This window comes from Thermococcus sp. LS2 (assembly GCF_012027375.1).
Classification (GTDB): Archaea; Methanobacteriota_B; Thermococci; order Thermococcales; family Thermococcaceae; genus Thermococcus_B.
In genome coordinates this window covers 199,049-219,499 of sequence record NZ_SNUI01000003.1, presented here as the reverse complement: position 1 = coordinate 219,499, position 20,451 = coordinate 199,049, and the positions used below count along the sequence as shown (strand labels likewise).

The following is a 20,451-nucleotide window of genomic DNA, read 5'->3' as shown; positions in this document are numbered from 1 at the left end:
TTTTGCCAAGGACAAAAGCTTTAATACGGTCTCCCCAACTTTCTAACATGAAAGAGAGACCAAAAACTTTACCACCAACGCTTAGGGATAAGCATCGCTACATTGCTTTTCAAGTAATTGGGGAAAGGAATTTCAAAAAAGACGAAATTAAAAAAGCAATTTGGGATGCTTCTCTTAGAGTTCTTGGGGAATTAGGAACTGCAAGGGCAAAGCCTTGGTTCATCAAGTTTGACGAAAAAACTCAAACCGGAATTGTTAGATGTGATAGAAGGTATGTGGAGGAAGTTCGTTTTGCTTTAGCTATGCTCACTGAAATTAGTGGTTCAAAAGCCATAATAAGGACGCTTGGAGTTTCCGGGACAATAAAGCGTTTAAGGATGAAGTTTCTAAAAGAATTTGGGTGGTAAGACGACAAAGGAGAAAGAATTTCTCCCTCTTGTCCGCATAGAAAAGCTTAATTATCAACTCCAATAACTTATCAATCGGAGAGTATATAAAGCAAAGAGCGGAAGTTTAACTTAATCAAAAGTTACGATAACTCATGAGGTGATGTAAAATGGCGTTTGTACCACCACAAGCTGGGTATGATAGGGCTATAACTGTTTTCAGCCCTGATGGGAGGCTTTTCCAAGTACAATACGCAAGAGAAGCAGTTAAAAGAGGTGCAACAGCTGTAGGAGTAAAGTGTAAGGAAGGAGTTGTTCTGGCTGTAGAAAAAAGAGTAACAAGCAGATTAATTGAGCCGGAAAGCTATGAAAAGATTTTCCAGATTGACGACCATATAGCAGCTGCTTCGAGCGGTATAATAGCAGATGCAAGGGTTTTGGTTGATAGGGCTCGTTTAGAGGCTCAAATTTACCGCTTAACATATGGGGAACCAGTCCCACTTACCGTTTTGGTGAAGAAGATTTGCGACCTCAAGCAGATGCACACCCAATATGGGGGTGTTAGACCCTTCGGTGCTGCTCTTTTAATGGCGGGTGTCAATGAAAAGCCAGAGCTCTTTGAAACAGATCCAAGTGGTGCATACTTTGAGTGGAAGGCAGTAGCAATAGGAAGCGGCAGAAACACAGCTATGGCAATCTTTGAAGAGAAGTACAGAGAGGACATGACACTCGAGGATGCAATAAAGCTAGCTGTCTTAGCTTTGGCAAAGACGATGGAAGAGCCTTCACCAGAGAACATAGAAGTGGCAGTGATCACAGTTGAGGAAAAGAAGTTCAAGAAGATAAGTAAAGAGAAAGTTGCAAAGTGCCTTGAGGAAGCTTTGAAAGAGGCTGAAGAAGAGGAAGTTGCTGAGAAGGAGGAAGATTATACTGAATTAGACAGCAACTACTGAGGTGGTGGCAGTGCCAATAGATGTTGACAAAGCAGTGATTGCAAGGTTAAAGACACATGGGGAGACATTTGAGATTTTGGTTGACCCTTATCTTGCCAGAGACTTCAAGGAGGGCAAAGATGTTCCAATAGAGGAAATTCTTGCCACTCCCTATGTTTTTAAAGATGCACACAAGGGAGATAAAGCGAGTGAGCATGAGATGGAGAAAATCTTTGGAACAAGTGACCCATATGAAGTTGCGAAGATAATTCTCAAGAAAGGAGAAGTTCAGCTCACAGCCCAGCAGAGGAGAGAGATGCTTGAGGAAAAGAAGAGGCAGATAGCTACGATAATTCACAAGCATGCAGTTGACCCAAGAACAGGATATCCTCACCCAGTTGACAGAATTCTTAAAGCCATGGAGGAAGCTGGAGTTAGGGTTGACGTCTTTAAAGATGCCGAAGCTCAAGTTCCCGATGTCATAAAAGCTATTCGAAGATTCTTACCGCTCAAGATTGAGGTTAAAGTGATAGCTGTAAAGATACCTTCGGATTATGTAGGAAAAGCATACGGAGAAGTTAGAAAATTCGGAACAATTAAGAGGGAAGAGTGGGCAAGCGATGGTTCATGGATGTTCCTTATTGAAATCCCAGGTGGAGTTGAAGAAGAGTTTTATGAGAAGCTTAATGCCCTTACAAAGGGCAATGTTATAACTAAACTTATAGAGAGGAAGGGACTATGAGAAGGGTTTTTGTACAAAATAGGGAATTAGTGGTTCCAGGAACGCTATTGGCACAGGGACCGTTCAAGAACGGCAGAGGAACTTTCAAAGAAGGGAACAGGATTTACTCAACAGTTGTTGGCCTCGTAGACATAAGAAATGACTTCATAAGGGTTATTCCTCTTGAAGGACCATACATTCCAGAAGTTGGAGACAATGTCATTGGAAAGATCATTGATGTAAAATTCTCAAGCTGGACTGTAGACATCGGAGCGCCTTATCAAGCAACATTAAGAATACAGGATGCTGTTGAAGAAAAAATTGACCTCTTGAAGACAGACTTAAGGAAAATATTTGATATTGGAGACATAATCTATGCGAAAGTGAAAGCCTTCAATGAAGTGAACCAAATTGACCTAACAACTAAGGGAATGCCCTTTAACGGCGGTCCATTAAAGGGTGGACAGATTGTAAAAATAACCCCATCTAAAGTGCCCCGTTTGATTGGTAAGGGCGGTTCTATGATAAATCTAATCAAAAAAATGACCCAGACAAGGATTATTGTTGGACAAAACGGATGGGTATGGGTCAGCGGAAGAAAAGAGGAGCTTGAGAGAGTTGCAATTGAGGCAATACTGAAGGTTGATAGAGAAAGCCATACACAAGGACTGACTGATAGAGTAAAAGAGCTGCTTTTGACAAGATTGAAAGAACTCAAAGACCAGGGAATTATTGAGGAAATACCTCAAATAGAAGAGGGTGAAGAAAATGATGGGAAAGCCTGAGGATATAAAGCTTATTAATGAGAATGGAAGGAGAATTGATGGCAGAAAAAAGTATGAGCTCAGACCAATTAAAATGGAAGTTGGTGTTTTGAAGAACGCTGATGGATCTGCTTATGTAGAATGGGGTAAGAATAAAATTCTTGCTGCAGTTTATGGGCCAAGAGAAATTCATCCAAAGCACTTACAGAGACCAGATAGGGCAATATTAAGAGTTAGATACAACATGGCTCCCTTCAGTGTCGAAGAGAGGAAAAAACCTGGACCAGACAGGAGGAGCGTTGAGATAAGCAAGGTCATCAGAGGGGCATTGGAGCCAGCGATCATACTTGAATTATTCCCAAGGACTGCAATTGATGTTTTCATTGAGGTTCTTCAAGCAGATGCAGGAACGAGAGTTGCCGGAATTACTGCTGCTTCTCTAGCATTGGCAGATGCGGGAATTCCTATGAAGGACTTAGTCTCAGCATGTGCTGCTGGAAAGATTGAGGGGCAGATTGTTCTTGACTTGAACAAGGAAGAGGACAACTATGGAGAAGCAGATGTCCCAGTTGCAATAATGCCAATAAAGAACGACATAACCCTTCTTCAGATGGATGGCTACTTGACAAAAGATGAGTTCCTTGAAGCTGTGAGATTAGCGATAAAGGGAGCAAAAGCAGTCTACCAGAAACAAAGGGAGGCATTGAAGGAGAAATATCTCAAAATAGCCCAGGAGGTAGGTGAGTAAAATGGAAGTTATGGCTTCGATTATGAAAGACCACATCATTGAACTCCTCAAAGAGAGGAAGAGAATTGATGGGAGAGGCTTGGAGGATTTAAGACCTCTTGAAATAAAAGTTAATGTCATTGAAAAGGCTGAGGGCTCAGCATGGGTTAAGCTCGGTAATACTCAAGTTCTCGTTGGAATTAAGCTTGATTTGGGCGAACCCTTCCCGGATTTGCCAGATAAGGGTGTTATGACAACGAACGTTGAGCTCGTTCCATTAGCTTCACCGACCTTTGAGCCGGGTCCTCCAGATGAGAGGGCAATTGAGCTGGCTAGAGTTGTTGACAGAGGAATAAGGGAAAGCCAAGCAATTGACTTAGAAAAGCTCGTCATTGTTCCAGGAAAGCTCGTCAGAGTAGTCTTCATTGACGTTCATGTCCTTGACCACGATGGGAACCTCATAGATGCCGCAGGAATTGGAGCAATTGCAGCTCTGCTTTCAACAAAGATGCCAAAAATTGAGTACAACGAAGAGACTGGCGAAGTTGTGATACTTGATGAGTATGAGCCGTTACCAGTAACAAAAATCCCAATTCCAGTGAGCTTTGCTAAGATTGGAGGAACAATAGTTGTTGACCCAAATCTTGAAGAAGAGCAGGTAATGGATGGGAAATTAACAATAACAACAGATGAGAATGGCCACATCTCAGCAGTGCAGAAGAGCGAAGGTGGAAGCTTCAAGCTCGAAGAAGTCATGTATGCAGTTGATGTTGCATTCAAGAAAGCTCAAGAGATTAGAGAGAAGATTCTTGAGGCTGTAGGAAAGAAGGAGTAAACCCTTTTTGTTTTATTCCTATTATTCTTTGGGAGTTTTTAGGAAAAAATTAAAAATAAAAACATCTCATCACTCTACTGAGATGTTTAAACTATATTCGCCTGCATATGCTCCGCCCGCATGATAAATGGAGATATAAAAGTTGGTGTCTTCATCAGCAGTATATGTGGCTATCTCTGGTTCTCCTTTTAGTCCGTAGTTATATTCACTGTCATAATAATATGTATACCTTCCAACTCTTAGCTCCACATCAAGATCACTTGCAGGAACTACTTCCACAGTTATTTTTTGTCCCTTTTTTAATTTTACAACGTAAGTGTCTTTTTCATCCCTTCCACCGATATATCCTTTGTAATTTCCAGCAGTTATTTGGAGTGCGTTTTCTGGGTCTTCACTTGCATCTTCTCCAGAACCTGCATCGTTTTGTTCGAGAATAGAGACCTTCAAGGTATAATTGCCTATCTTGTCATAATCAGTTCCCTCAACAAAGACATTTATGTAGTATGTGTTGTCTTTTTCGCCATTCACGAATATTGCATTTTCTGCTTCCCTTTTTAATCCAGTGTTATATTCATGATCATAATAGTATTCGGTTCCTATTGCCAAGCCAACGTCAAAATCACTCTTTGGCAATACACTAACGCTAACTATATCTCCGGGTCCAACTTTTATAGCGTAGGTATCTGAGTTGTCGTCTTGACTTAAAATTCCAGTGTATGTTCCTGCTGTTATCTGAATTGCATCTTTCTGTTCTCCGCTTGCGTCTTTTCCAGAACCTGCATCATTCTGCTTAATTAACTCAACTTTTAGGGTATATTCTCCTGAACCATATACTCTAACAGCCGAAATGTAGTAGTTTGTTTTTCTATTTGGGACTCTTATCCATGTTTCTGCCTCTCCAGTGATACCTTCATTTTCTACATATTCTTCAGTAATCAAATACGTGTTCTGTTCTGTTGAATGCCCTAATCCAACATCAAGTCCTTCGTTTGGTATTAAAGTTACGGATAAGATGTCATCCTTGTCCATTTTTATTACATAAATATCTGCGTTGTCTCCTTCTGAGAGTGTTCCCTTGTATTCACCTGGGGTTATTAAGTATGCATTTTCTGCTTCGTCTGAAACATCCTCTTTAGAATCTATATCACTTGGTTTTTTGCTTTCTAGTTGCGTAGTAGTTGTACTTTCTTTTTCAGAAGTAGTCATGGTCTCTGTTTCTTCCGTAATAGTAGTTTCTGTTGATGTTACTTCTGTTTCTGTTACGGTATGTGTTTCAGGCGCTTTATTACATCCACTTATTAAAGTGATGCTAATTATTAGTATCACAATAAGTCCAAAAGTATAGAACTTCTTTGTTTGCATAAAGAATTACCTCCTTAGTAGTCCTGATATGAATTCCGTGCTTCATCTTTATATACTTTGTTATTTATCTTTATATTTTTTAAAGTAACTTGTCAATAATTTTGATATATTTCGCAATAAATGTTTATATTAATAAAATTATACATTACATTATTCAAGTTTAAATCTCTCTAGGAGCTAAGGTTTTTGAAAAATCATGCTGGAATTATAATCCCGGATAGTGATCAAAACACTTATAAGCAAGCTGTTGGTATTCCCAGGACGAAAATAGTGAATGTTGGATTCTAAAGGAAAAGCCTTTTAAATAAAACTCTGCTATACCCTTCAGCTTAAAGATCATTAGAGGTGATGCTCATGGCAACTAAAAAGGTTGGTTCAGCTGGAAGATTTGGTCCAAGATATGGTCTCAAGATTAGAAGAAGGGTAGCAGCTGTAGAAGCAAAGATGAAGCAGAAGCACACCTGCCCAGTTTGTGGAAGAAAGGCAGTTAGAAGAATAAGCACTGGAATTTGGCAGTGCCAAAAGTGTGGAGCAACCTTTGCTGGCGGAGCTTATTTGCCAGTCACACCAGCTGGAAAAGTTGCTAAAAGAGTAGTTTCAAGGGCTTGAGCCCTAATAACCCTTTTTTGGTGGGAAAAATGGTTGAAGTTGTTTATAGATGCGCAAAATGTGGGAAGGAAGTTAAGCTTGATTTAGCCATTGCAAGGGAAGTTCGCTGTACATACTGCGGAAGCAAGATACTTTACAAGCCGAGACCTAAAGTTGCAAGAAGAGTAAAAGCAATCTGAACTTTTTTGAAAGTTTCGATTTTTCAAAAAGCTTTTAATTGCTTTGTATTACTTATGAGTGATAGCGATGATGCTGATAACAACCTCACACAGACCTACAAGAAGAACGAGGAGTTTTGGGCATGATTTAGAGAGAGTGTTCCCTAATTCCACCTATCTAACTAGAGGAAAGAAGACAATCCAGGATTTGCTTATGGAGGCTTATGACAGAGGTTATGAGAGACTCTTAATAATAAATGTTTGGAAAGGAAATCCGCTTAAAATGACATTCATTAAAGTTTCTCCTGACGATTGGGGGTATCTTGGTTATCTCTATCTTCATGGAATTAAACTCCAAAGAGAGATTGGTTTTAGGAACATAAGACCGATCCGTGAGGAGATGCCGTTTATTGTTACAACTGCTAAGAGAGTTGGTCTCGACCATATAGCCTTTGCTCAAGCTTTTGCCGAACTTACAAACGGAAAATTCATCCCAAGAGGGGACAAGAGCTTGACTTATATAGCGGACAAATACAACACGGATGTCCTTGGTGTTATTGAGAGACATCCAAGAGGGATGGCAATCAACTTCTACCGCTTGGATATAACAAAAGAAAGACCAGTTGGACCACTGATTAGCGTAAAAATCTGGATTATGGAAGATGGAAGGAGATGGGACTACAAGGAGGCATTGGGCATTAAAGTCAAAAGGAGAGAGCGTGAATGAATAAGATTAAGGGAACCATAGAGATTGAGTTCCCAAGTGAGGAGATTGCGAAAATTGTTTATGAGAGCGTTCTTTTTGAGCATTTAAGTGTTCCCTATCGGAGAAGTGAAATTGAATTTAAGAGGGAAGGGAATAGAATTGTTTTGCACTTCACAGCTCAAGATAACTCAGCTCTAAGGGGAACTCTCAATTCCTATTTAAGATGGATTAAAGTTGCTATGGACGTTGTTGAGCTTTAGACTTCTGCTCGGCAAAACCTTCTTAAATGCTCTCGCTAATTTTTGGTTGGATTAACGATTATGGAGGTGTTGAAATGCAAAACATTCCACCACAAGTTCAGGCTTTATTGGGACAGCTTGAGAGCTATCAACAGCAGTTACAACTTGTCATCCAGCAAAAGCAGAAAGTTCAGGTTGATTTAAATGACGCCAAGAAGGCTCTTGAGGAGATCGAAAAAGTTGAGGAGAGTACTCCGATCTACAAGACTGTTGGAACTCTAATAGTGAAAACCAGCAAGGCTAAAGCTGTTGAAGAACTCAAGGAGAAGATTGAGACCCTTGAGGTTAGGCTGAACGCTCTTACCAGACAAGAGCAGAAGCTTAATGAAAAAATCAAAGAGCTAACTCAAAAAATACAGTCAATGCTCAGACCAACAGCTGGCTGATTTTCTGCTTAATTTTAATCTTTAAACTTTGTTGGTGAGTGAGATGACAAAGAGAGTTATCCACATTGGACTGCCAGAGCTCAGTGAAGATGAGCTTATTGCTTTAGGAGAGTTAGCTCAAGAGACTGCAATTGAATACATATTTGAGCATCTAACAAGGAGTGAAGTGAAGGACATAGAAGTTACAGCGAGAATAAATAAGGAAGAAACACTCGATTTGGAACTTGAGATATACCTTGAGGTGCCAATATTTGTGAGGGTTGATGTTGATAAGCTAGTTGAGGAGGCTTTGGAATTAGCCTATGAAAAAGTTGAGGAAAGGTTGAGGGAAATTGCGGGGCAAGATAAAACTTAAGCGATTTTTGGAAGAAGCAAAAGAAAAGAGATACTCTTTTCTGCTCCTATGCCATCATAATGCTGATCCGGATTCATTGGGTAGTGCAATTGCCTTTTCTCGATACCTCAGCAGCATAGGTTTAGATAATCGAATTGGCGTTGCCCAGAGTGTCTCTTCCTATGCTAAGCGTTTGCTATCTTTCGCAAAAGTAGAAAAAGACCCCCAAGTTAAAGAAGACGTGGTCATTATATTTGATACTTCATCAATTGAACAGCTTGAACCCATTGATATTCCAAAGGACAAGTTTGTAATTGTCATTGACCATCACATCGAGAAAGAAAATCCGATAAAAGCTCACATAAGAATTGTTGATTCTTCAAGAACATCAACAGCTGAAATAGTGTGGGAGCTCTTAAAGTACTTCAACTTTTATGACGAAATTGCAGCAAAAGCAATACTTGCGGGAATAGCGACAGATACGGCTAATTTTAGATATGCAAACGCAAAGACATTCAAAACTGTAAGCGAAATTCTTGAGAAATTCCCAATCCAGATGGGAGAAATCTACAACTTAACAGCCCCAGTGAGCGATGAGAACATTGACCAAGCGAAGAGGATGGCCATTTTAAAAGCATGCCAGAGGATGGAAATTAAAAAATTCAGAAAATACGTAATCGTGACATCCAAAGTCTCTGCTTATGAATCTTTAGCGTGTAAAGTCTTTCTCCAGCTGGGGGCTGACGTTGCAATAGTGGGGAGTGAGAAAAAGGGTGTTAGGATTTCTGCAAGAGCAAAGGAGCATTTAGTGAAGAAAGGACTCCACCTAGGCAAAATAATGGAAAAAGTTGGCCCAATCATTGAAGGCTCAGGCGGAGGACATGCTGGAGCTGCCGGAGCAAATGGTAAGAGAAATCTTGATGAAGCCATTAAGTTTTTAGTGAAAGAAATTGAGAAATTTTTGAGGGGGATTTAGATGGCAAGATGTCCACTTTGCGGAGAGGCATTAAAATGGGAGGAACTAATTGAGCAGATGCTCACACTTGAAAACTTTAGTGAGCTGTTGGCTGATAAGGAAGCATTTATTTCTGCATTTGAAGAATTTGTTTTCACATGTCCATATTGTAAGGAGGAATTTTATGGTAAACATCTTGAAATCAAAGAGGCAGAAAAAGTCTTTGAGCTATTAAATGATTTTAAGGGTGGAATAGATTACAAGAACAAGAAAGTTAAGCTGAAGCTTACCAATCTGCTTGCTCTCGATGTAATGCTCGAGGAGTGGGACAGAAGAGTTAAACATCGCTGAAGGCTTATATATCATAAGTCCCCATATAGATTTGGTGGGAAATGTGCTTATTCTTGAGAGGATAGATGAGCTCATCAAAGGGGGTAAAATACGGGAGGCTATTGATCTTGCCCATAAAATTTCCGAGAGAGAATCTAAAATAGAAGTGCTTGGTCACATTGCTGCTAAAATTGGTAGTATTGAAGAATTTGAGGAGTACTATTTCTTTATAGTCAACGAAATCCTCAACTTAATAAAGTTCTTTCCAGAAGAATGGAAACAAGCTAAGGCCTATGCCCTCTTAGGATATGTAGCTCATGAAGCTGGGCGAAAGCAAGATTCTGAGAGATATTTCAAAATTGCTCTTGAACGAATTTACAGACTAAAAGACCCGTTATGGATAGCAAGAGGACTTACAGAAGTAGCTTATTATTTTGGTATTTCTGGTAGGCTTTCCGAGGCATATGAACTGTTTAGGCTTGCTAGAGAATTTATAAAAACTCCAAAGATAACCAATTCATTTTATATAGATCTCATGGATAGACTTGGAAAGCAGATTTTAGCTGTTGCAGACAAGATTTATACAAAAGATGCTCTGAAGTTTTATGAGCTTGCTAGAGAAATTTATGAAGAGCTTGAAATGAGTGTCAGAGTTAAGGCCATTGAACAGAAAATTGCTCTAATAAAAATGGCATTAAAAGAAGGGCCATCCTTCGTAAGACGGGTGCTAGAGATGGGGGATATAGATTCTGCAATTGAAATAATTAAATACCTAAAAAAGGAGGAAAAGGTTATTGCATTACTTGAGGTCGCAAATTGGTTGTATCAGAATGGAAAGCAAAAATATGCATTTGGAATTGTCAATGACGCTGTTTCTCAAATTCTTGGTGGAAAAATTAAATTCTCAGATCGTGATTTGGCATATATTGCTAATTTACTAATTTCAGTAGATATGGATAATGAGGCGTTTCAAATAGCAATGAACATAAAAGACGAATTTGAGCTTTCGAAGGTATTGGGTTTACTTGCCAAGAAATTTTTGAGAAAGGGAAACATAGAGAGAGCTAAAGAAATTGCTGAATTTATACCTGACGAGATTATTAGGGAGAGCATTTTACATGAGATAAAGGGGTGATTTTATGGCAGTTAGTGATTTTAAAGAACATTTGAAAAAAGGCGACATTGAAGGGGCAATTGAGGCAGCGTTAAATATTGATGATAGTTTTTTTAGGCTTGAAGCACTTGCATACATCCTTCGTTCTGTTGACGAAACTTATCATGATTTGATACTCTCAAAAATGTTTGAGACAACAGATTCAATAGTGAATAAAGTAACAAAAGTAAAGGCTCTGGCACTCTTAGCATCTGCTCTCTATGCCATAGGAAAAGAGAAAATGGGTGAACATACCTTCAGGAAAGCAATTTCTTTGGCTGATGATATTGGATACCCATTATGGCAGGCGGAGGCATATGGATATTTAGCCTATTATCTTGCACTCTCTGATTTGCTTGAGGATAGCCTCTATTACTTTAATCAGGCTGTTGAAATTATTCAATCATCAAGAGAGCCATACTCTCGTATTGTTTCTTTTCTCTCTAATTTAGCTAAGCTCATTGTGCAAGCTGCGGATGAGATAACAAATGAAAGGGCACTGAGTTTTTACGACCTCGCGGAGGATATATATCGCTTGATAAAGCTAAAAATCCAAGCTGATGCTGTAAAAAGAAAGAGAGAATTTGTTAGAGATGTTTTAAAGAGAGGCAGTGTTGCCATAATGAGCTTTTTGGATGTTGGGGATATTGATAAAGCAATAATCGGCATGAGGTATCTTTCTCCAAAAGAGAGAGTAGCTGCAATGCTTGAGGTTGCTTATTGGCTTTTTCTCCATGAAAGAGAGGATTTGGCTAAGATTCTCTTGGCAGATGTCTTTGATATGATACTCATAGGAAAAATTAAGCCAAGCGATTTAGAACTCGTGGGGATAGCCTACAAGTTCATGAAACTCGGCCGTTTAGATGAAGCCCTTACAATAGCGGGGGTTATTGAGGATAAAGAGAGGGCTTCGGGAGTTTTGGGCAATATTGCTTTAGCATATGCCCGCTTTGGAAAAGTGGAGAAAGCCATTTCAATAGCTGAGGGCATTCAAAACGAAATCGTTAAGAACAAAGTCCTAAAAGCTCTGAAAGGTGAAGAAGATGTGGGACACGAGTAAGGATTATCGTTTACTTGTCGCAGAAAAAGCTGTCGAGCTGTTCTTAAAGACAATTGAACATGCCAAATTTAAAGGCAGATGGGACAAGAAGAAGGCGATAAAGTTAGCCAAAGAAATGCTTCCTGAGCTACAAGCCATGAGATACTCATACCTCGACCCCAAGGAGCTCATTGATACTCCACAAATGAAGGCCCTTAAAGAGAAAGCTCAGGGGATAATTGAGGCACTTGGCGGTGAAGACTGGCACCACAAGTTCTTAAGCTTGGCTGACAAGAGTGAAAAAGAGAAAGTGGAGGAAGCAGTTGCTAAAGTTAGATTTTTCCTCAACACAATACTAAACCTAGACAAGAGATTAGCTTTAGGGAAAATCAATGATCCAGTAATTGCTGTGGATATAAAAGTCGGTGAGGTCATGAGCGTTGGAAAGCATCCAAATGCTGACAGACTTTTGGTTTGTAATGTAAACATTGGTGATAGAGCAATAACAGTTGTTACGAATGATTTGACAGTTAAAGAAGGGAACAGAGTGGCTGTTGCTTTGTTGCCACCAGCAAACTTCAGAGGAATTGTCAGCGAAGGAATGTTCCTTGGCGCTGGAGAAGGAGTACTGAAAGATGTAAAAGGAGAAATTGGAGGCTTACCTAAGGGGATTCCGCTCGATGCCTTGAAGGAGACGAGGAACTTAGTGGAGGCATTCTTGAAAAGCTAAACACACTCTTTCGCTTTCTTTAAATCTTCTTCGCTTAAACGCCAGCCCATGGCACCGAAGTTCTCCCTTAGATGTTCCTTATTGCTGGCCTTTGGGATTGCAATTACGTTTTCGTGCCAAATTAAATAGTTCAGTGCAACTTGAGCAGCCGTTTTGTTGTATTTCTCTCCTATCTTGGCTAAGCATTGGTTATATGCTAACCTTCCCTTCTCCAAAGGCGTATGTGCTATCAGAGCTATTTTTTCTTTTCTCATGTATTCGAGAAGTCCTGTCTTTTCAACCCACCTATCCATTAGTGAGTACTTCACTTCATTTGCCACTATCTCGTACTTTCTCATAGCGTCTTGACTTCTCTTTAAGAGCTCTAAATCAAAGTTGCTGACACCAATGTAGCGTATAAACCCTTCATCAACCAAATCCTCCAATGCCCAAAGTGTTTTTTTAATTCTCTCAAAATCCCCAATTGGCCAATGAAGTAAATAGAGGTCAATATAGGTTCCAAGTCTTTTTACGCTGTTCTGAGCAGCTTTCTTTGCTTTTTCATAGCCAAAATTGGTGGGCCAAACTTTACTGATTATGAAAATGCCTTCCCTCTCATATTCCTTAATGGCCTCTCCAACTATTTCTTCGCTGTGTCCAGCACCATAGAATTCGGCAGTGTCAATTAGGTTAATGCCCAAATCCAGACCGTAGCGTAAAACTTCGGTGCTCTCTCTATCTCTCGAATAATCTGCTCTCTCTTTTCCACCTATTCCCCACGTACCTATTCCTATTGCTGTAACTCTGTCGTCTCCGATTTTCTTTAAATCATTAAATAGAATAACTCTCTTCACACCATTCACCTGAAATTAATTTTTGCATCAAAATTTATTAATCCAATGCTAAAGGTTCTATTGAATGATGAATACGGGGCCACCTGAGTTATGATGAAATTTCCCCCAATGCTGATATTCCAAAAATCTATATACTCCCATATCCCTAACTTTATTGTGGGATGGAAATGGTAAGCTCGTACTTCAAACATATTCTCCTCAAGCTTGGACTTGATGAAGAGAGAATAGAGACGCTCGAAATGAAAGGTGGCATAATTGAGGATGAATTTGAGGGTTTACGATATCTTAGGTTTAAAGACTCAGCCAAAGGTCTAAGAAGAGGAACGGTTGTCTTTAACGAATCTGACATTGTTCTTGGATTTCCCCACATAAAGAGAGTTGTTCATTTAAAGAATGGTATAAGACGAATTTTCAAAAACAAGCCGTTTTATGTAGAGGAGAAAGTTGACGGCTACAACGTTAGAGTTGCTAAGGTTGGGGAGAAGATTTTGGCTTTAACGAGAGGTGGCTTCATTTGTCCCTTCACTACTGAAAGGATTGAGGACTTTATAAACGAACAATTCTTTAGGGATTATCCTAATTTAGTTCTCTGCGGTGAGATGGCGGGTCCAGAGAGCCCATATTTAGTTGAAGGACCTCCCTACGTTAGAGAAGACATTCGGTTTTTCCTCTTCGATATCCAGGAGAAGAGAACTGGAAGAAGTTTACCAGTTGAGGAAAGGTTGAAGCTGGCTGAAGAATATGGCATTCAGAGCGTTGAAGTCTTTGGTCTCTATAGCTATGAAAAGATTGATGAGCTTTATGAGCTGATTGAGAGGCTCAGCAAAGAAGGGCGGGAAGGGATAGTGATGAAAAGCCCTGACATGAGAAAAATCGTGAAGTATGTAACGCCCTATGCAAATGTCAACGACATAGGAATTGGCTCGAGAATTTTCTTTGATCTACCTCACGGCTACTTCATGCAGCGTATAAAGAGGCTAGCGTTTTATATCGCTGAGAAGCGCGTGAGGGGAGAGGATTTTGAGAAGTATGCAAAAGCCCTTGGAAAAGCCCTTCTCCAGCCCTTTGTGGAGTCAATATGGGATGTTGCTGCGGGAGAGATGATTGCTGAGATATTTACAGTTAGAGTAAAGAGGATTGAGACTGCATACAAGATGGTATCGCACTTTGAGAGGATGGGGCTTAACATTCACATTGATGACATTGAAGAGCTTGGCAACGGCTACTGGAAGATTACATTTAAGAGAGTTTATGACGATGCGACAAAAGATATTAGGGAGCTTTGGAATGGGCATGCTTTTGTTGACTAATAGTGAGGGGATAAGGAAAAAATTTCTGATCTTCTTAACTTCTCCCAACCTTCTCCACAAGCTCATCCAATACTTCTTTGAACTTAGCGGCATCCACCCACTTAATCCCCATCTTCTCAGCCCACGTTAAAATCCCAACATCGGCTGAAACTATTATTGCATCGAGCTCTTTAGCTAGTAAAATCAGCTCAAAATCCTCTTTGCTGTCAACTATTCCCTCTCTTAGAGCCTTCCTGTAGTTTCTACGGAGCTTTTGGATAATCTTATCTACATTATCTGTATCGAGAACACTCTCCCTAACAGCTTTCTCCGCAACTCTCAACCCTTTATCAATCCTCCTCCGTATATCTTCAATCAGCTCATAAACAACAAAAGCTGGGATTTTAATATCGTGAACGTTTGGGGGCTTTTTTATTATGTAAAGCTCAACATCGGGGGAAACCTCGCTCTCATCAACGAAGTGCATAATCTCTCTATAAATTCCGGGGGACATATAAAATTCCACCTTACCAAACAGCTTTTCAGCATATTCCAAAAACTTCTTCATGGCTTCAGTTGGTGTTTTGCCGAATTTTGCCCTCACGTCTGGATTGACAAAGATACTCGTATCAAGGACAAAGCGAATCATTGCAACCACAAGTTTATTTAGTCCTTTTTGGTTTAAAATCCTTAGGTGATAAAATGAAAGTTGGAGTTGTCTTTGGGGTTAGCGAAATCGCAGATCCAAAAAAGTTTGAGAAAAAAGCGTCGCAGTTTTTAACAAAGCTTTCTGAGGAGTTTGAAGTTGTTGGTGGGGCATTTATTTCGACAAAAAAAGAGTTCAAAGACCTTAAGGAGGAAATAGACTTCAATAAGGTTGATGCAATTGTGTTATACCCATTAACTGGTGGAACTGAGAATCCACTAAAGGAGTTTGCAATCTACAGAAAGCCAGTAATTCTCTTTGGTGATTCTTTTAACAACTCAATAGCAGCTGCCGTAGAGATTAGGGAGTATCTCAGGGACAGGCTTATACCTTCAACACTAGTTACAAGCTATGAAGAGCTTAAAGCTGCTCTCCTTGGCTATGAGGACATGAAGGAAATACTTGATAAGTTCCTAAACTTGAGACTCGGTTTAATTGGCAGAATTTCCCCATGGCTCATCAACGAGAAGTTTGAGCTGCCTTATGTCCATATAAGCTTGAAGAAGTTCTATGAGTATTACGAAGCCACAACAGAAGCTGAAGGGTGGAAAGCTGTTGAGAATATTGTTGCAAAAGCGAGAGAAATTAAAGAGCCTAACAGAGAAGACCTTGTAAAGGCTGGCAGAATTTATGTTGCACTGAAAAGAATTATCGAAGATTACAAGCTTGATGGATTTACAATAGGCTGCTTTGATCTAATTGGGAAGATTAAGGCAACACCATGCTTAGCCCTAGCAATGTTCAATGCCGAAGGAATACCAGCAGCTTGCGAAGGAGAGCTCAATTCTCTACTTGGCATGACAATAGTGAGGAAATTCTTCAATAAACCGGCTTTCATGGGCAATATAGCTGATTATGGTGAGGATTATATAATTCTGGCCCACTGCACCGCTCCCTTAATTGCGGGCTATATCCTAAGGTCTCACTTTGAGAGCGGTATGGGGGTTGGCGTCGAGGTTGATCTTCCCAGGAAAAAAGCGTCTCTCCTCAAGATAAGGGGAAGAAAAGCTGTTGTGGCTAGTGTTACGGTAGCTGAAAGGGAGAGGAGCGAGCAGAGATGCAGAACCCAGCTTAAGCTCAAGATTGAGGATGCAAAAGACTTTATTGATGGCACATTAGGAAATCATCATCTTTTAGTTTACGTGGACAGTGAGGAGCTGGCAGACCTACTAAGTGAGCTTGGCTTTGAAGTCATGCTCTACTGATCATTTTCATTTTTAACCTCTGCTAGACACTATGTGAAGCATAAGCCTTATAAATTCCTAAGTTTTAGTATATTTTGGTAATTAAAAACTTGGGTGGATTTTATGATACTTTTCGACTGGGGAACGTACAATGCGATTTCAAATCTTTTTAAGGCAGCGACACTTGGAATGAGACTTACGGAAATTCCTCCTGCTGCTTTCAATAGAAAGGAAGAAGATTACTTTAGAGATTATGCGTATATTGCTAAAGAAGCTTTTACTACGATAACTGCACATGCTCCTTCATATGGTTTGATTAATCGATTACCAAAAATGCAAGAGAAAGTTGTCTCCTCTTTAAAGCACGACATTCAAATGGCCTCTTTGGCACAAGCAGAGGTCTTCAACATCTACATTGGAAGAAAGGTCTACAACGATGAGAGATCTTGAGACAGTTGCTGATATCATTAAGGAGATTTTAACAGCCACTCCAGAAAAAATGTACATTACGCTGGAAACAACATACACTCCATGTCTTTGTATATTAGAACAAATGCTTATGAGAGTGGTAAATTTGAAAAAGCTAATAAGGGAGTTGACAAAAACTTCTGGATGAAAGTGCTTTCAGAAACTCTGAAGCTGTCTCATGGATTCCTATCACTTCGATTCAGCCAGATAATCGGCTTTTACGTTGGAAATACCTTTGTAAAGAAAAGAGTGCCTCTATACAAGGGCTATCCAGATATAGATCCGCTGGCAGAGGCGTTAGCTGAGTTCATGGTAAAGGAAGTTAAGGGAAAAGAGCTGCCCCTAAGAATGCATTTAGTATATACTGGACCTTCAGACACTAAATATGAGGACACCATAATGCTTTACTCTGAGGTTATGATTAGGGCTTCAAGATATTTATGAGGTGGTAGTATGGATGAGAGGACGAAAAAAGTCGTGATTTGGATGATAGCTAAACTCGTTGATTTTGTGATAATAACTGCAGCTGTCGTTTTGGGGATAATAATTGCAGCAGGCTTTATTGCAAAGCATATGATAGCTGCAATTCCATGATGGGGGTGGGAACATGAGGGGGCAAGCGGCTATTGAGTATCTGTTTATGATTCTTGTTGCCCTGCTATTAGTTTCTCTAGTGTTGAAGTACACTAAAAGCATTGCAGAAAACACCGGAAAAACCATTGAGAATGCAACAAGATTGCTTATCAGGGAGATTCAGAAATCATACTCCGAAATAGGAAAATAGAGAAAAGGCATCAAGACTTCCTGGCATATAAGTTAATTCCAATAAGGGAAAGCACTACCAGAGCTATTGGAACTGGATGAAGGGTTGCTCCGATGAGTCCCAATGCACCCAGCACAATTCTTATCTCTTTTCTTATTGGCTTCTTGTAGTAGCCTGTGATTGCTATTGCTAAGAGGTACATGATGAGGATTGTTGCTATGAAGTAGTAGAGCACTCTAAGTACAACTTCGGGAGTCCACTGCTGGACTGTGATGAGGAACATTTCTGGATGGGTGAAGTATATGTACGGTCCTACATAACCAGCTAGAGCATACTTAACGGAATTAGTTGCTGTCTTCCAGAAATCACCGCCAGCCAATGCTGAACCTGCATATGCTGCCAGAGCGACGGGCGGTGTTAAATCAGCGAGGATTCCAAAGTAGAACACGAAGAAGTGAGCTGCTAAGAGGGCAATTGGTGTTGCATAACCTGGAACTGATGCCGCATAGATTGGATTGTCTGCTACAGCGTTAAAGACTGCTGGGGCCGCAACTAATGATGTAATGACATAGTTTGCTGTTGTTGGCACACCCATACCGAGAATAAGGCTGAATATCATTGCCATCATTAAGAGTAGCAGTAGGTTTCCTCCTGCTAGGTCAACAAGCTTGTATCCGAGAGATGTAACCAATCCAGTCATTGTGAGGACACCTTGAATCAAACCAGCACTTGCTGCTGCAAGCATAACTGTTGTGCTTGTTTTACCAGCGCTTATCATTGATTCGTAAGTTGCTGAATACATTGCTTTACCGCCTTCTGTCTTGGATTTGTATCCGACTATAAGGGAGAATATTATTCCAAAGACACCGCTCATCAAAAGGATTTCCTCTTTTCTCATGTAAAGGAACTTGCCGAGAGCTATTAGGAATATGAACAGCATGCTGATGTAGAGCTTCTCATTGAACTGCACTTTGTCAGTCGTAAATGCCATAATTATGAGGATTAGGCCAAGCAACAGCAGTACTATTCCTACGGGTTTAGCGAATTCTCTCCCTGTAAACATCAAAAGAGTTGTGATGACTACTGTTGCTACATAAAGCTGTTCGTGTCCGGGGATTTCGTCCTTTGAAATCCACGCGACCCAGATTGCGATGCCCAATGAAGAAACTGCAGCAATATGTGGTGCAATGCCCCATACCAATGCTACTGTAATTACAACAATTGGTAATAGTATGTACAGCTTCCTTAGGAAGTATCTGACGGGCTTGAACTGATCTCTTGGCATTCCCTTCAAACCTAAGCGCTTTGTCTCAAGATCTATGAAAAGGTAAACTCCTGAATAGTAAATCAATGCTGGCAATACTGCCGCAATAATCAGCTTGTTATATGGGACGCCTAAAAACTGAGCCATAATGAATGCTGCTGCACCCATAACTGGAGGCATCAGTTGACCTCCTGTTGAGGCTACAGGCTCAACAGCACCGGCTATTTCTGGAGGATAACCAGCTTTTTTCATCAGCGGAATTGTGAATGTTCCCGTTGTTAAAACATTGGCAACTGAGCTTCCGCTGACTGTTCCCATTAAACCACTTGAAATTACTGCTGACTTTGCTGGACCACCGGGTCTAGGCCCAAAGATAGATATCATGAACTCTGTGATGTAGTCGCTCACTCCAATTTTTAGCAAGAATGCACCGAAGAACACGAATGCAAAGACGTAAATCGTCATGACATAGAAAGGAATGCCGAAGATACCTTGATCAAGATAAAGATATTGGGCTATTCGAGTCCAATTGAATCCGGCATCTTTAATTCCATAAAGCAAGAATACTGTAACTATTGCTGGCAGAATCCATCCGATCGCTCTTCTTGTAGCCTCTAATACCAGAATTATAGCTAAGAAACCGAATATAACGTCAGTCTGATTGACATCATAGTAAACCATGTAAGTGGGCCATCGCCAGAACTTATATAAGGCCGCTGCTAGTCCAAGTATTATTAGGATATAGTCTATGAGTTGCACTTTTTGGAGGTATTTGTCCTTTTTGATTATTGGATATCTGAGGAATGCTATAACAAATATCATTCCAAGAATAAATGCCATTATCTGCTGATCTTGGAAGTCAAGTTTAAGAGCTTCTATTCTAATGCCCAGCTTATCAAACAGAGAATACACCGAAAAAGTAAAGTTGAATATAAATAGGATTTCAAAGATACCAATGAGTATTGCTGCTGCTTTTACGATGTTTTCTAGTTTTGGAGGTAAAGTTCTGGTTTTTTCAAGCACGATTTTCTTCTCAATCTTTTCAAGCTCTTCACCCATACTTAACACCTCCTGACTATTATCAATAAAATGGGGGCTTTCCTAACTTCAATCTTCATGATGCCTTCTTCATTGGGCTGGATAAACACGATTTTTCCATCAATCTTCACAGTAACATTGTTAATGGGAATAAACCAGTATTCCCACGATTTTCCAAGAAATGTGTTCAAGTTCTTCACATAGAAACTACCAGCTCGATAATCGAAATTTGTGGGCTGTCCTGCCAGAAATTCTTGCCATTTTTCTTGGAGGACGTATATGCCGTCTTTTGAAACTCGATATACATCTATAACCTTTGTTAATGAAACACTGTGAATGTAATCGATCTCTAAGGTAGAATTTGAGCCAAGAGGGTAGTAACATATCTTATCGTTAAATTCTATCCTAATCACGGAAGCTGGGAAAAATAGAATGAAAAATAACAAGAAAAAAAGAAACAGTTTCTTCAAAAATTTCACC

29 protein-coding genes are annotated in these 20,451 nt (G+C 40.0%); 24 read left to right on the top strand and 5 right to left on the bottom strand.

Annotated elements, in window-relative coordinates; translation table 11 throughout:
- The first annotated feature begins 47 nt into the window (after positions 1–47).
- The 6 genes from E3E24_RS05870 to rrp42 all read left to right on the top strand — a co-directional run bounded on the left by E3E24_RS05870 (position 48) and on the right by rrp42 (position 4,365).
- Positions 48–407 (top strand): ribonuclease P protein component 2, encoded by a 360-nt coding sequence (locus E3E24_RS05870; RefSeq protein ID WP_167885312.1) that lies wholly within the window; start codon positions 48–50, stop codon positions 405–407.
- Positions 408–556: 149 nt separating this feature from the next.
- Positions 557–1,339 carry an archaeal proteasome endopeptidase complex subunit alpha gene (gene psmA / locus E3E24_RS05865; RefSeq protein ID WP_167885313.1) on the top strand — a complete coding sequence of 261 codons (783 nt, stop codon included), beginning with the start codon at positions 557–559 and terminating at the stop codon, positions 1,337–1,339.
- A 10-nt stretch (positions 1,340–1,349) separates the two neighbouring features.
- Positions 1,350–2,060, top strand: coding sequence for a ribosome assembly factor SBDS (locus tag E3E24_RS05860; RefSeq protein ID WP_167885551.1), 711 nt, complete (start codon positions 1,350–1,352; stop codon positions 2,058–2,060).
- A complete protein-coding gene (rrp4, locus tag E3E24_RS05855; RefSeq protein WP_042679519.1) occupies positions 2,057–2,824 on the top strand; it encodes an exosome complex RNA-binding protein Rrp4 in 768 nt (255 codons plus the stop codon). Before E3E24_RS05860 ends, rrp4 begins: the two co-directional genes overlap by 4 nt.
- On the top strand, positions 2,808–3,551 hold the full coding sequence (rrp41, locus tag E3E24_RS05850; protein ID WP_167885314.1) for an exosome complex exonuclease Rrp41: 744 nt from the start codon (positions 2,808–2,810) through the stop codon (positions 3,549–3,551). The genes rrp4 and rrp41 overlap by 17 nt, the downstream gene beginning before the upstream one ends.
- Position 3,552: 1 nt before the next feature.
- On the top strand, positions 3,553–4,365 hold the full coding sequence (gene rrp42, locus E3E24_RS05845; protein WP_167885315.1) for an exosome complex protein Rrp42: 813 nt from the start codon (positions 3,553–3,555) through the stop codon (positions 4,363–4,365).
- Between the two features lie 69 nt (positions 4,366–4,434).
- Here the strand turns inward: rrp42 and E3E24_RS05840 are convergent, their stop codons facing one another.
- Entirely contained in the window at positions 4,435–5,727 is a 1,293-nt protein-coding gene (locus E3E24_RS05840; protein ID WP_167885316.1) for a hypothetical protein, read from the bottom strand.
- Between the two features lie 348 nt (positions 5,728–6,075).
- Here E3E24_RS05840 and E3E24_RS05835 point away from each other — a divergent pair, with 348 nt between their 5' ends.
- From E3E24_RS05835 to E3E24_RS05785, 11 genes are all read left to right on the top strand, one after another.
- The gene (locus tag E3E24_RS05835; RefSeq protein ID WP_096325220.1) at positions 6,076–6,336 is read left to right on the top strand and encodes a 50S ribosomal protein L37ae; all 261 of its coding nucleotides are present in this window, start codon (positions 6,076–6,078) and stop codon (positions 6,334–6,336) included.
- Between the two features lie 29 nt (positions 6,337–6,365).
- Positions 6,366–6,515 carry a DNA-directed RNA polymerase subunit P gene (locus tag E3E24_RS05830; RefSeq protein ID WP_167885317.1) on the top strand — a complete coding sequence of 50 codons (150 nt, stop codon included), beginning with the start codon at positions 6,366–6,368 and terminating at the stop codon, positions 6,513–6,515.
- A gap of 67 nt (positions 6,516–6,582) precedes the next feature.
- A complete protein-coding gene (locus E3E24_RS05825; RefSeq protein WP_056933169.1) occupies positions 6,583–7,221 on the top strand; it encodes a ribosomal biogenesis protein in 639 nt (212 codons plus the stop codon).
- Positions 7,218–7,460 (top strand): KEOPS complex subunit Pcc1, encoded by a 243-nt coding sequence (pcc1, locus tag E3E24_RS05820; protein ID WP_167885318.1) that lies wholly within the window; start codon positions 7,218–7,220, stop codon positions 7,458–7,460. The genes E3E24_RS05825 and pcc1 overlap by 4 nt, the downstream gene beginning before the upstream one ends.
- A 74-nt stretch (positions 7,461–7,534) precedes the next feature.
- Positions 7,535–7,885, top strand: coding sequence for a prefoldin subunit beta (locus tag E3E24_RS05815; RefSeq protein WP_167885319.1), 351 nt, complete (start codon positions 7,535–7,537; stop codon positions 7,883–7,885).
- Between the two features lie 43 nt (positions 7,886–7,928).
- Positions 7,929–8,240, top strand: a complete 312-nt coding sequence (locus E3E24_RS05810) for a DUF3194 domain-containing protein (RefSeq protein ID WP_167885320.1) — start codon at positions 7,929–7,931, stop codon at positions 8,238–8,240.
- Positions 8,218–9,195, top strand: coding sequence for a bifunctional oligoribonuclease/PAP phosphatase NrnA (locus E3E24_RS05805; protein ID WP_167885321.1), 978 nt, complete (start codon positions 8,218–8,220; stop codon positions 9,193–9,195). The genes E3E24_RS05810 and E3E24_RS05805 overlap by 23 nt, the downstream gene beginning before the upstream one ends.
- A complete protein-coding gene (locus tag E3E24_RS05800; RefSeq protein ID WP_167885322.1) occupies positions 9,196–9,525 on the top strand; it encodes a hypothetical protein in 330 nt (109 codons plus the stop codon). It abuts the gene before it with no gap.
- Between the two features lie 34 nt (positions 9,526–9,559).
- Complete coding sequence (locus tag E3E24_RS05795) at positions 9,560–10,639, top strand: hypothetical protein (RefSeq protein WP_167885323.1); 1,080 nt, start codon at positions 9,560–9,562, stop codon at positions 10,637–10,639.
- Positions 10,640–10,643: 4 nt separating this feature from the next.
- The gene (locus E3E24_RS05790; RefSeq protein WP_167885324.1) at positions 10,644–11,717 is read left to right on the top strand and encodes a hypothetical protein; all 1,074 of its coding nucleotides are present in this window, start codon (positions 10,644–10,646) and stop codon (positions 11,715–11,717) included.
- Positions 11,701–12,426 (top strand): tRNA-binding protein, encoded by a 726-nt coding sequence (locus E3E24_RS05785; RefSeq protein WP_167885325.1) that lies wholly within the window; start codon positions 11,701–11,703, stop codon positions 12,424–12,426. The genes E3E24_RS05790 and E3E24_RS05785 overlap by 17 nt, the downstream gene beginning before the upstream one ends.
- Here the strand turns inward: E3E24_RS05785 and E3E24_RS05780 are convergent.
- Positions 12,423–13,259: an aldo/keto reductase gene (locus E3E24_RS05780; protein ID WP_167885326.1), complete on the bottom strand. Its 837-nt coding sequence runs from the start codon at positions 13,257–13,259 to the stop codon at positions 12,423–12,425. The two genes, E3E24_RS05785 and E3E24_RS05780, sit on opposite strands and share 4 nt — an antisense overlap.
- Positions 13,260–13,426: 167 nt before the next feature.
- On the opposite strand from E3E24_RS05780, the gene E3E24_RS05775 reads away from it, so the two are divergent.
- The gene (locus tag E3E24_RS05775; protein WP_167885552.1) at positions 13,427–14,569 is read left to right on the top strand and encodes an RNA ligase; all 1,143 of its coding nucleotides are present in this window, start codon (positions 13,427–13,429) and stop codon (positions 14,567–14,569) included.
- Between the two features lie 34 nt (positions 14,570–14,603).
- On the opposite strand, the gene E3E24_RS05770 is transcribed toward E3E24_RS05775, so the two are convergent.
- Positions 14,604–15,197 carry an RNA ligase partner protein gene (locus E3E24_RS05770; protein WP_167885553.1) on the bottom strand — a complete coding sequence of 198 codons (594 nt, stop codon included), beginning with the start codon at positions 15,195–15,197 and terminating at the stop codon, positions 14,604–14,606.
- A gap of 53 nt (positions 15,198–15,250) precedes the next feature.
- Between E3E24_RS05770 and E3E24_RS05765 the strand changes: the two genes are divergently transcribed.
- The 6 genes from E3E24_RS05765 to E3E24_RS05740 all read left to right on the top strand — a co-directional run bounded on the left by E3E24_RS05765 (position 15,251) and on the right by E3E24_RS05740 (position 17,690).
- Complete coding sequence (locus E3E24_RS05765; RefSeq protein WP_167885327.1) at positions 15,251–16,459, top strand: hypothetical protein; 1,209 nt, start codon at positions 15,251–15,253, stop codon at positions 16,457–16,459.
- A gap of 102 nt (positions 16,460–16,561) precedes the next feature.
- Complete coding sequence (locus tag E3E24_RS05760; RefSeq protein WP_167885328.1) at positions 16,562–16,888, top strand: hypothetical protein; 327 nt, start codon at positions 16,562–16,564, stop codon at positions 16,886–16,888.
- Positions 16,875–17,054 carry a hypothetical protein gene (locus E3E24_RS05755; protein ID WP_167885329.1) on the top strand — a complete coding sequence of 60 codons (180 nt, stop codon included), beginning with the start codon at positions 16,875–16,877 and terminating at the stop codon, positions 17,052–17,054. Before E3E24_RS05760 ends, E3E24_RS05755 begins: the two co-directional genes overlap by 14 nt.
- Positions 17,051–17,350: a hypothetical protein gene (locus tag E3E24_RS05750; RefSeq protein WP_167885330.1), complete on the top strand. Its 300-nt coding sequence runs from the start codon at positions 17,051–17,053 to the stop codon at positions 17,348–17,350. The genes E3E24_RS05755 and E3E24_RS05750 overlap by 4 nt, the downstream gene beginning before the upstream one ends.
- Before the next feature lie 9 nt (positions 17,351–17,359).
- Complete coding sequence (locus E3E24_RS05745) at positions 17,360–17,500, top strand: hypothetical protein (protein ID WP_167885331.1); 141 nt, start codon at positions 17,360–17,362, stop codon at positions 17,498–17,500.
- A 13-nt stretch (positions 17,501–17,513) separates the two neighbouring features.
- Positions 17,514–17,690, top strand: a complete 177-nt coding sequence (locus tag E3E24_RS05740; RefSeq protein ID WP_167885332.1) for a class III signal peptide-containing protein — start codon at positions 17,514–17,516, stop codon at positions 17,688–17,690.
- 10 nt (positions 17,691–17,700) lie between these two features.
- Here the strand turns inward: E3E24_RS05740 and E3E24_RS05735 are convergent, their stop codons facing one another.
- Together E3E24_RS05735 and E3E24_RS05730 are read right to left on the bottom strand one after the other, a co-directional pair.
- Positions 17,701–19,992: a TRAP transporter fused permease subunit gene (locus E3E24_RS05735; protein ID WP_167885333.1), complete on the bottom strand. Its 2,292-nt coding sequence runs from the start codon at positions 19,990–19,992 to the stop codon at positions 17,701–17,703.
- Positions 19,993–19,994: 2 nt separating this feature from the next.
- Positions 19,995–20,441: a DUF1850 domain-containing protein gene (locus E3E24_RS05730; protein WP_167885334.1), complete on the bottom strand. Its 447-nt coding sequence runs from the start codon at positions 20,439–20,441 to the stop codon at positions 19,995–19,997.
- Positions 20,442–20,451: the final 10 nt, after the last annotated feature.

What these genes read in the sequence shown, in the direction of transcription:
- E3E24_RS05870 (WP_167885312.1), top strand. Translation starts at nt 48, where the DNA reads ATGAAAGAGAGACCAAAAACTTTACCACCAACGCTTAGGGATAAGCAT.
- psmA (WP_167885313.1), top strand. Translation starts at nt 557, where the DNA reads ATGGCGTTTGTACCACCACAAGCTGGGTATGATAGGGCTATAACTGTT.
- rrp4 (WP_042679519.1), top strand. Translation starts at nt 2,057, where the DNA reads ATGAGAAGGGTTTTTGTACAAAATAGGGAATTAGTGGTTCCAGGAACG.
- rrp41 (WP_167885314.1), top strand. Translation starts at nt 2,808, where the DNA reads ATGATGGGAAAGCCTGAGGATATAAAGCTTATTAATGAGAATGGAAGG.
- rrp42 (WP_167885315.1), top strand. Translation starts at nt 3,553, where the DNA reads ATGGAAGTTATGGCTTCGATTATGAAAGACCACATCATTGAACTCCTC.
- E3E24_RS05840 (WP_167885316.1), bottom strand. Translation starts at nt 5,727, where the DNA reads ATGCAAACAAAGAAGTTCTATACTTTTGGACTTATTGTGATACTAATA.
- E3E24_RS05835 (WP_096325220.1), top strand. Translation starts at nt 6,076, where the DNA reads ATGCTCATGGCAACTAAAAAGGTTGGTTCAGCTGGAAGATTTGGTCCA.
- E3E24_RS05830 (WP_167885317.1), top strand. Translation starts at nt 6,366, where the DNA reads ATGGTTGAAGTTGTTTATAGATGCGCAAAATGTGGGAAGGAAGTTAAG.
- E3E24_RS05825 (WP_056933169.1), top strand. Translation starts at nt 6,583, where the DNA reads ATGATGCTGATAACAACCTCACACAGACCTACAAGAAGAACGAGGAGT.
- pcc1 (WP_167885318.1), top strand. Translation starts at nt 7,218, where the DNA reads ATGAATAAGATTAAGGGAACCATAGAGATTGAGTTCCCAAGTGAGGAG.
- E3E24_RS05815 (WP_167885319.1), top strand. Translation starts at nt 7,535, where the DNA reads ATGCAAAACATTCCACCACAAGTTCAGGCTTTATTGGGACAGCTTGAG.
- E3E24_RS05810 (WP_167885320.1), top strand. Translation starts at nt 7,929, where the DNA reads ATGACAAAGAGAGTTATCCACATTGGACTGCCAGAGCTCAGTGAAGAT.
- E3E24_RS05800 (WP_167885322.1), top strand. Translation starts at nt 9,196, where the DNA reads ATGGCAAGATGTCCACTTTGCGGAGAGGCATTAAAATGGGAGGAACTA.
- E3E24_RS05790 (WP_167885324.1), top strand. Translation starts at nt 10,644, where the DNA reads ATGGCAGTTAGTGATTTTAAAGAACATTTGAAAAAAGGCGACATTGAA.
- E3E24_RS05785 (WP_167885325.1), top strand. Translation starts at nt 11,701, where the DNA reads ATGTGGGACACGAGTAAGGATTATCGTTTACTTGTCGCAGAAAAAGCT.
- E3E24_RS05775 (WP_167885552.1), top strand. Translation starts at nt 13,427, where the DNA reads ATGGTAAGCTCGTACTTCAAACATATTCTCCTCAAGCTTGGACTTGAT.
- E3E24_RS05770 (WP_167885553.1), bottom strand. Translation starts at nt 15,197, where the DNA reads ATGATTCGCTTTGTCCTTGATACGAGTATCTTTGTCAATCCAGACGTG.
- E3E24_RS05765 (WP_167885327.1), top strand. Translation starts at nt 15,251, where the DNA reads ATGAAAGTTGGAGTTGTCTTTGGGGTTAGCGAAATCGCAGATCCAAAA.
- E3E24_RS05760 (WP_167885328.1), top strand. Translation starts at nt 16,562, where the DNA reads ATGATACTTTTCGACTGGGGAACGTACAATGCGATTTCAAATCTTTTT.
- E3E24_RS05755 (WP_167885329.1), top strand. Translation starts at nt 16,875, where the DNA reads ATGAGAGATCTTGAGACAGTTGCTGATATCATTAAGGAGATTTTAACA.
- E3E24_RS05750 (WP_167885330.1), top strand. Translation starts at nt 17,051, where the DNA reads ATGAAAGTGCTTTCAGAAACTCTGAAGCTGTCTCATGGATTCCTATCA.
- E3E24_RS05745 (WP_167885331.1), top strand. Translation starts at nt 17,360, where the DNA reads ATGGATGAGAGGACGAAAAAAGTCGTGATTTGGATGATAGCTAAACTC.
- E3E24_RS05740 (WP_167885332.1), top strand. Translation starts at nt 17,514, where the DNA reads ATGAGGGGGCAAGCGGCTATTGAGTATCTGTTTATGATTCTTGTTGCC.
- E3E24_RS05735 (WP_167885333.1), bottom strand. Translation starts at nt 19,992, where the DNA reads ATGGGTGAAGAGCTTGAAAAGATTGAGAAGAAAATCGTGCTTGAAAAA.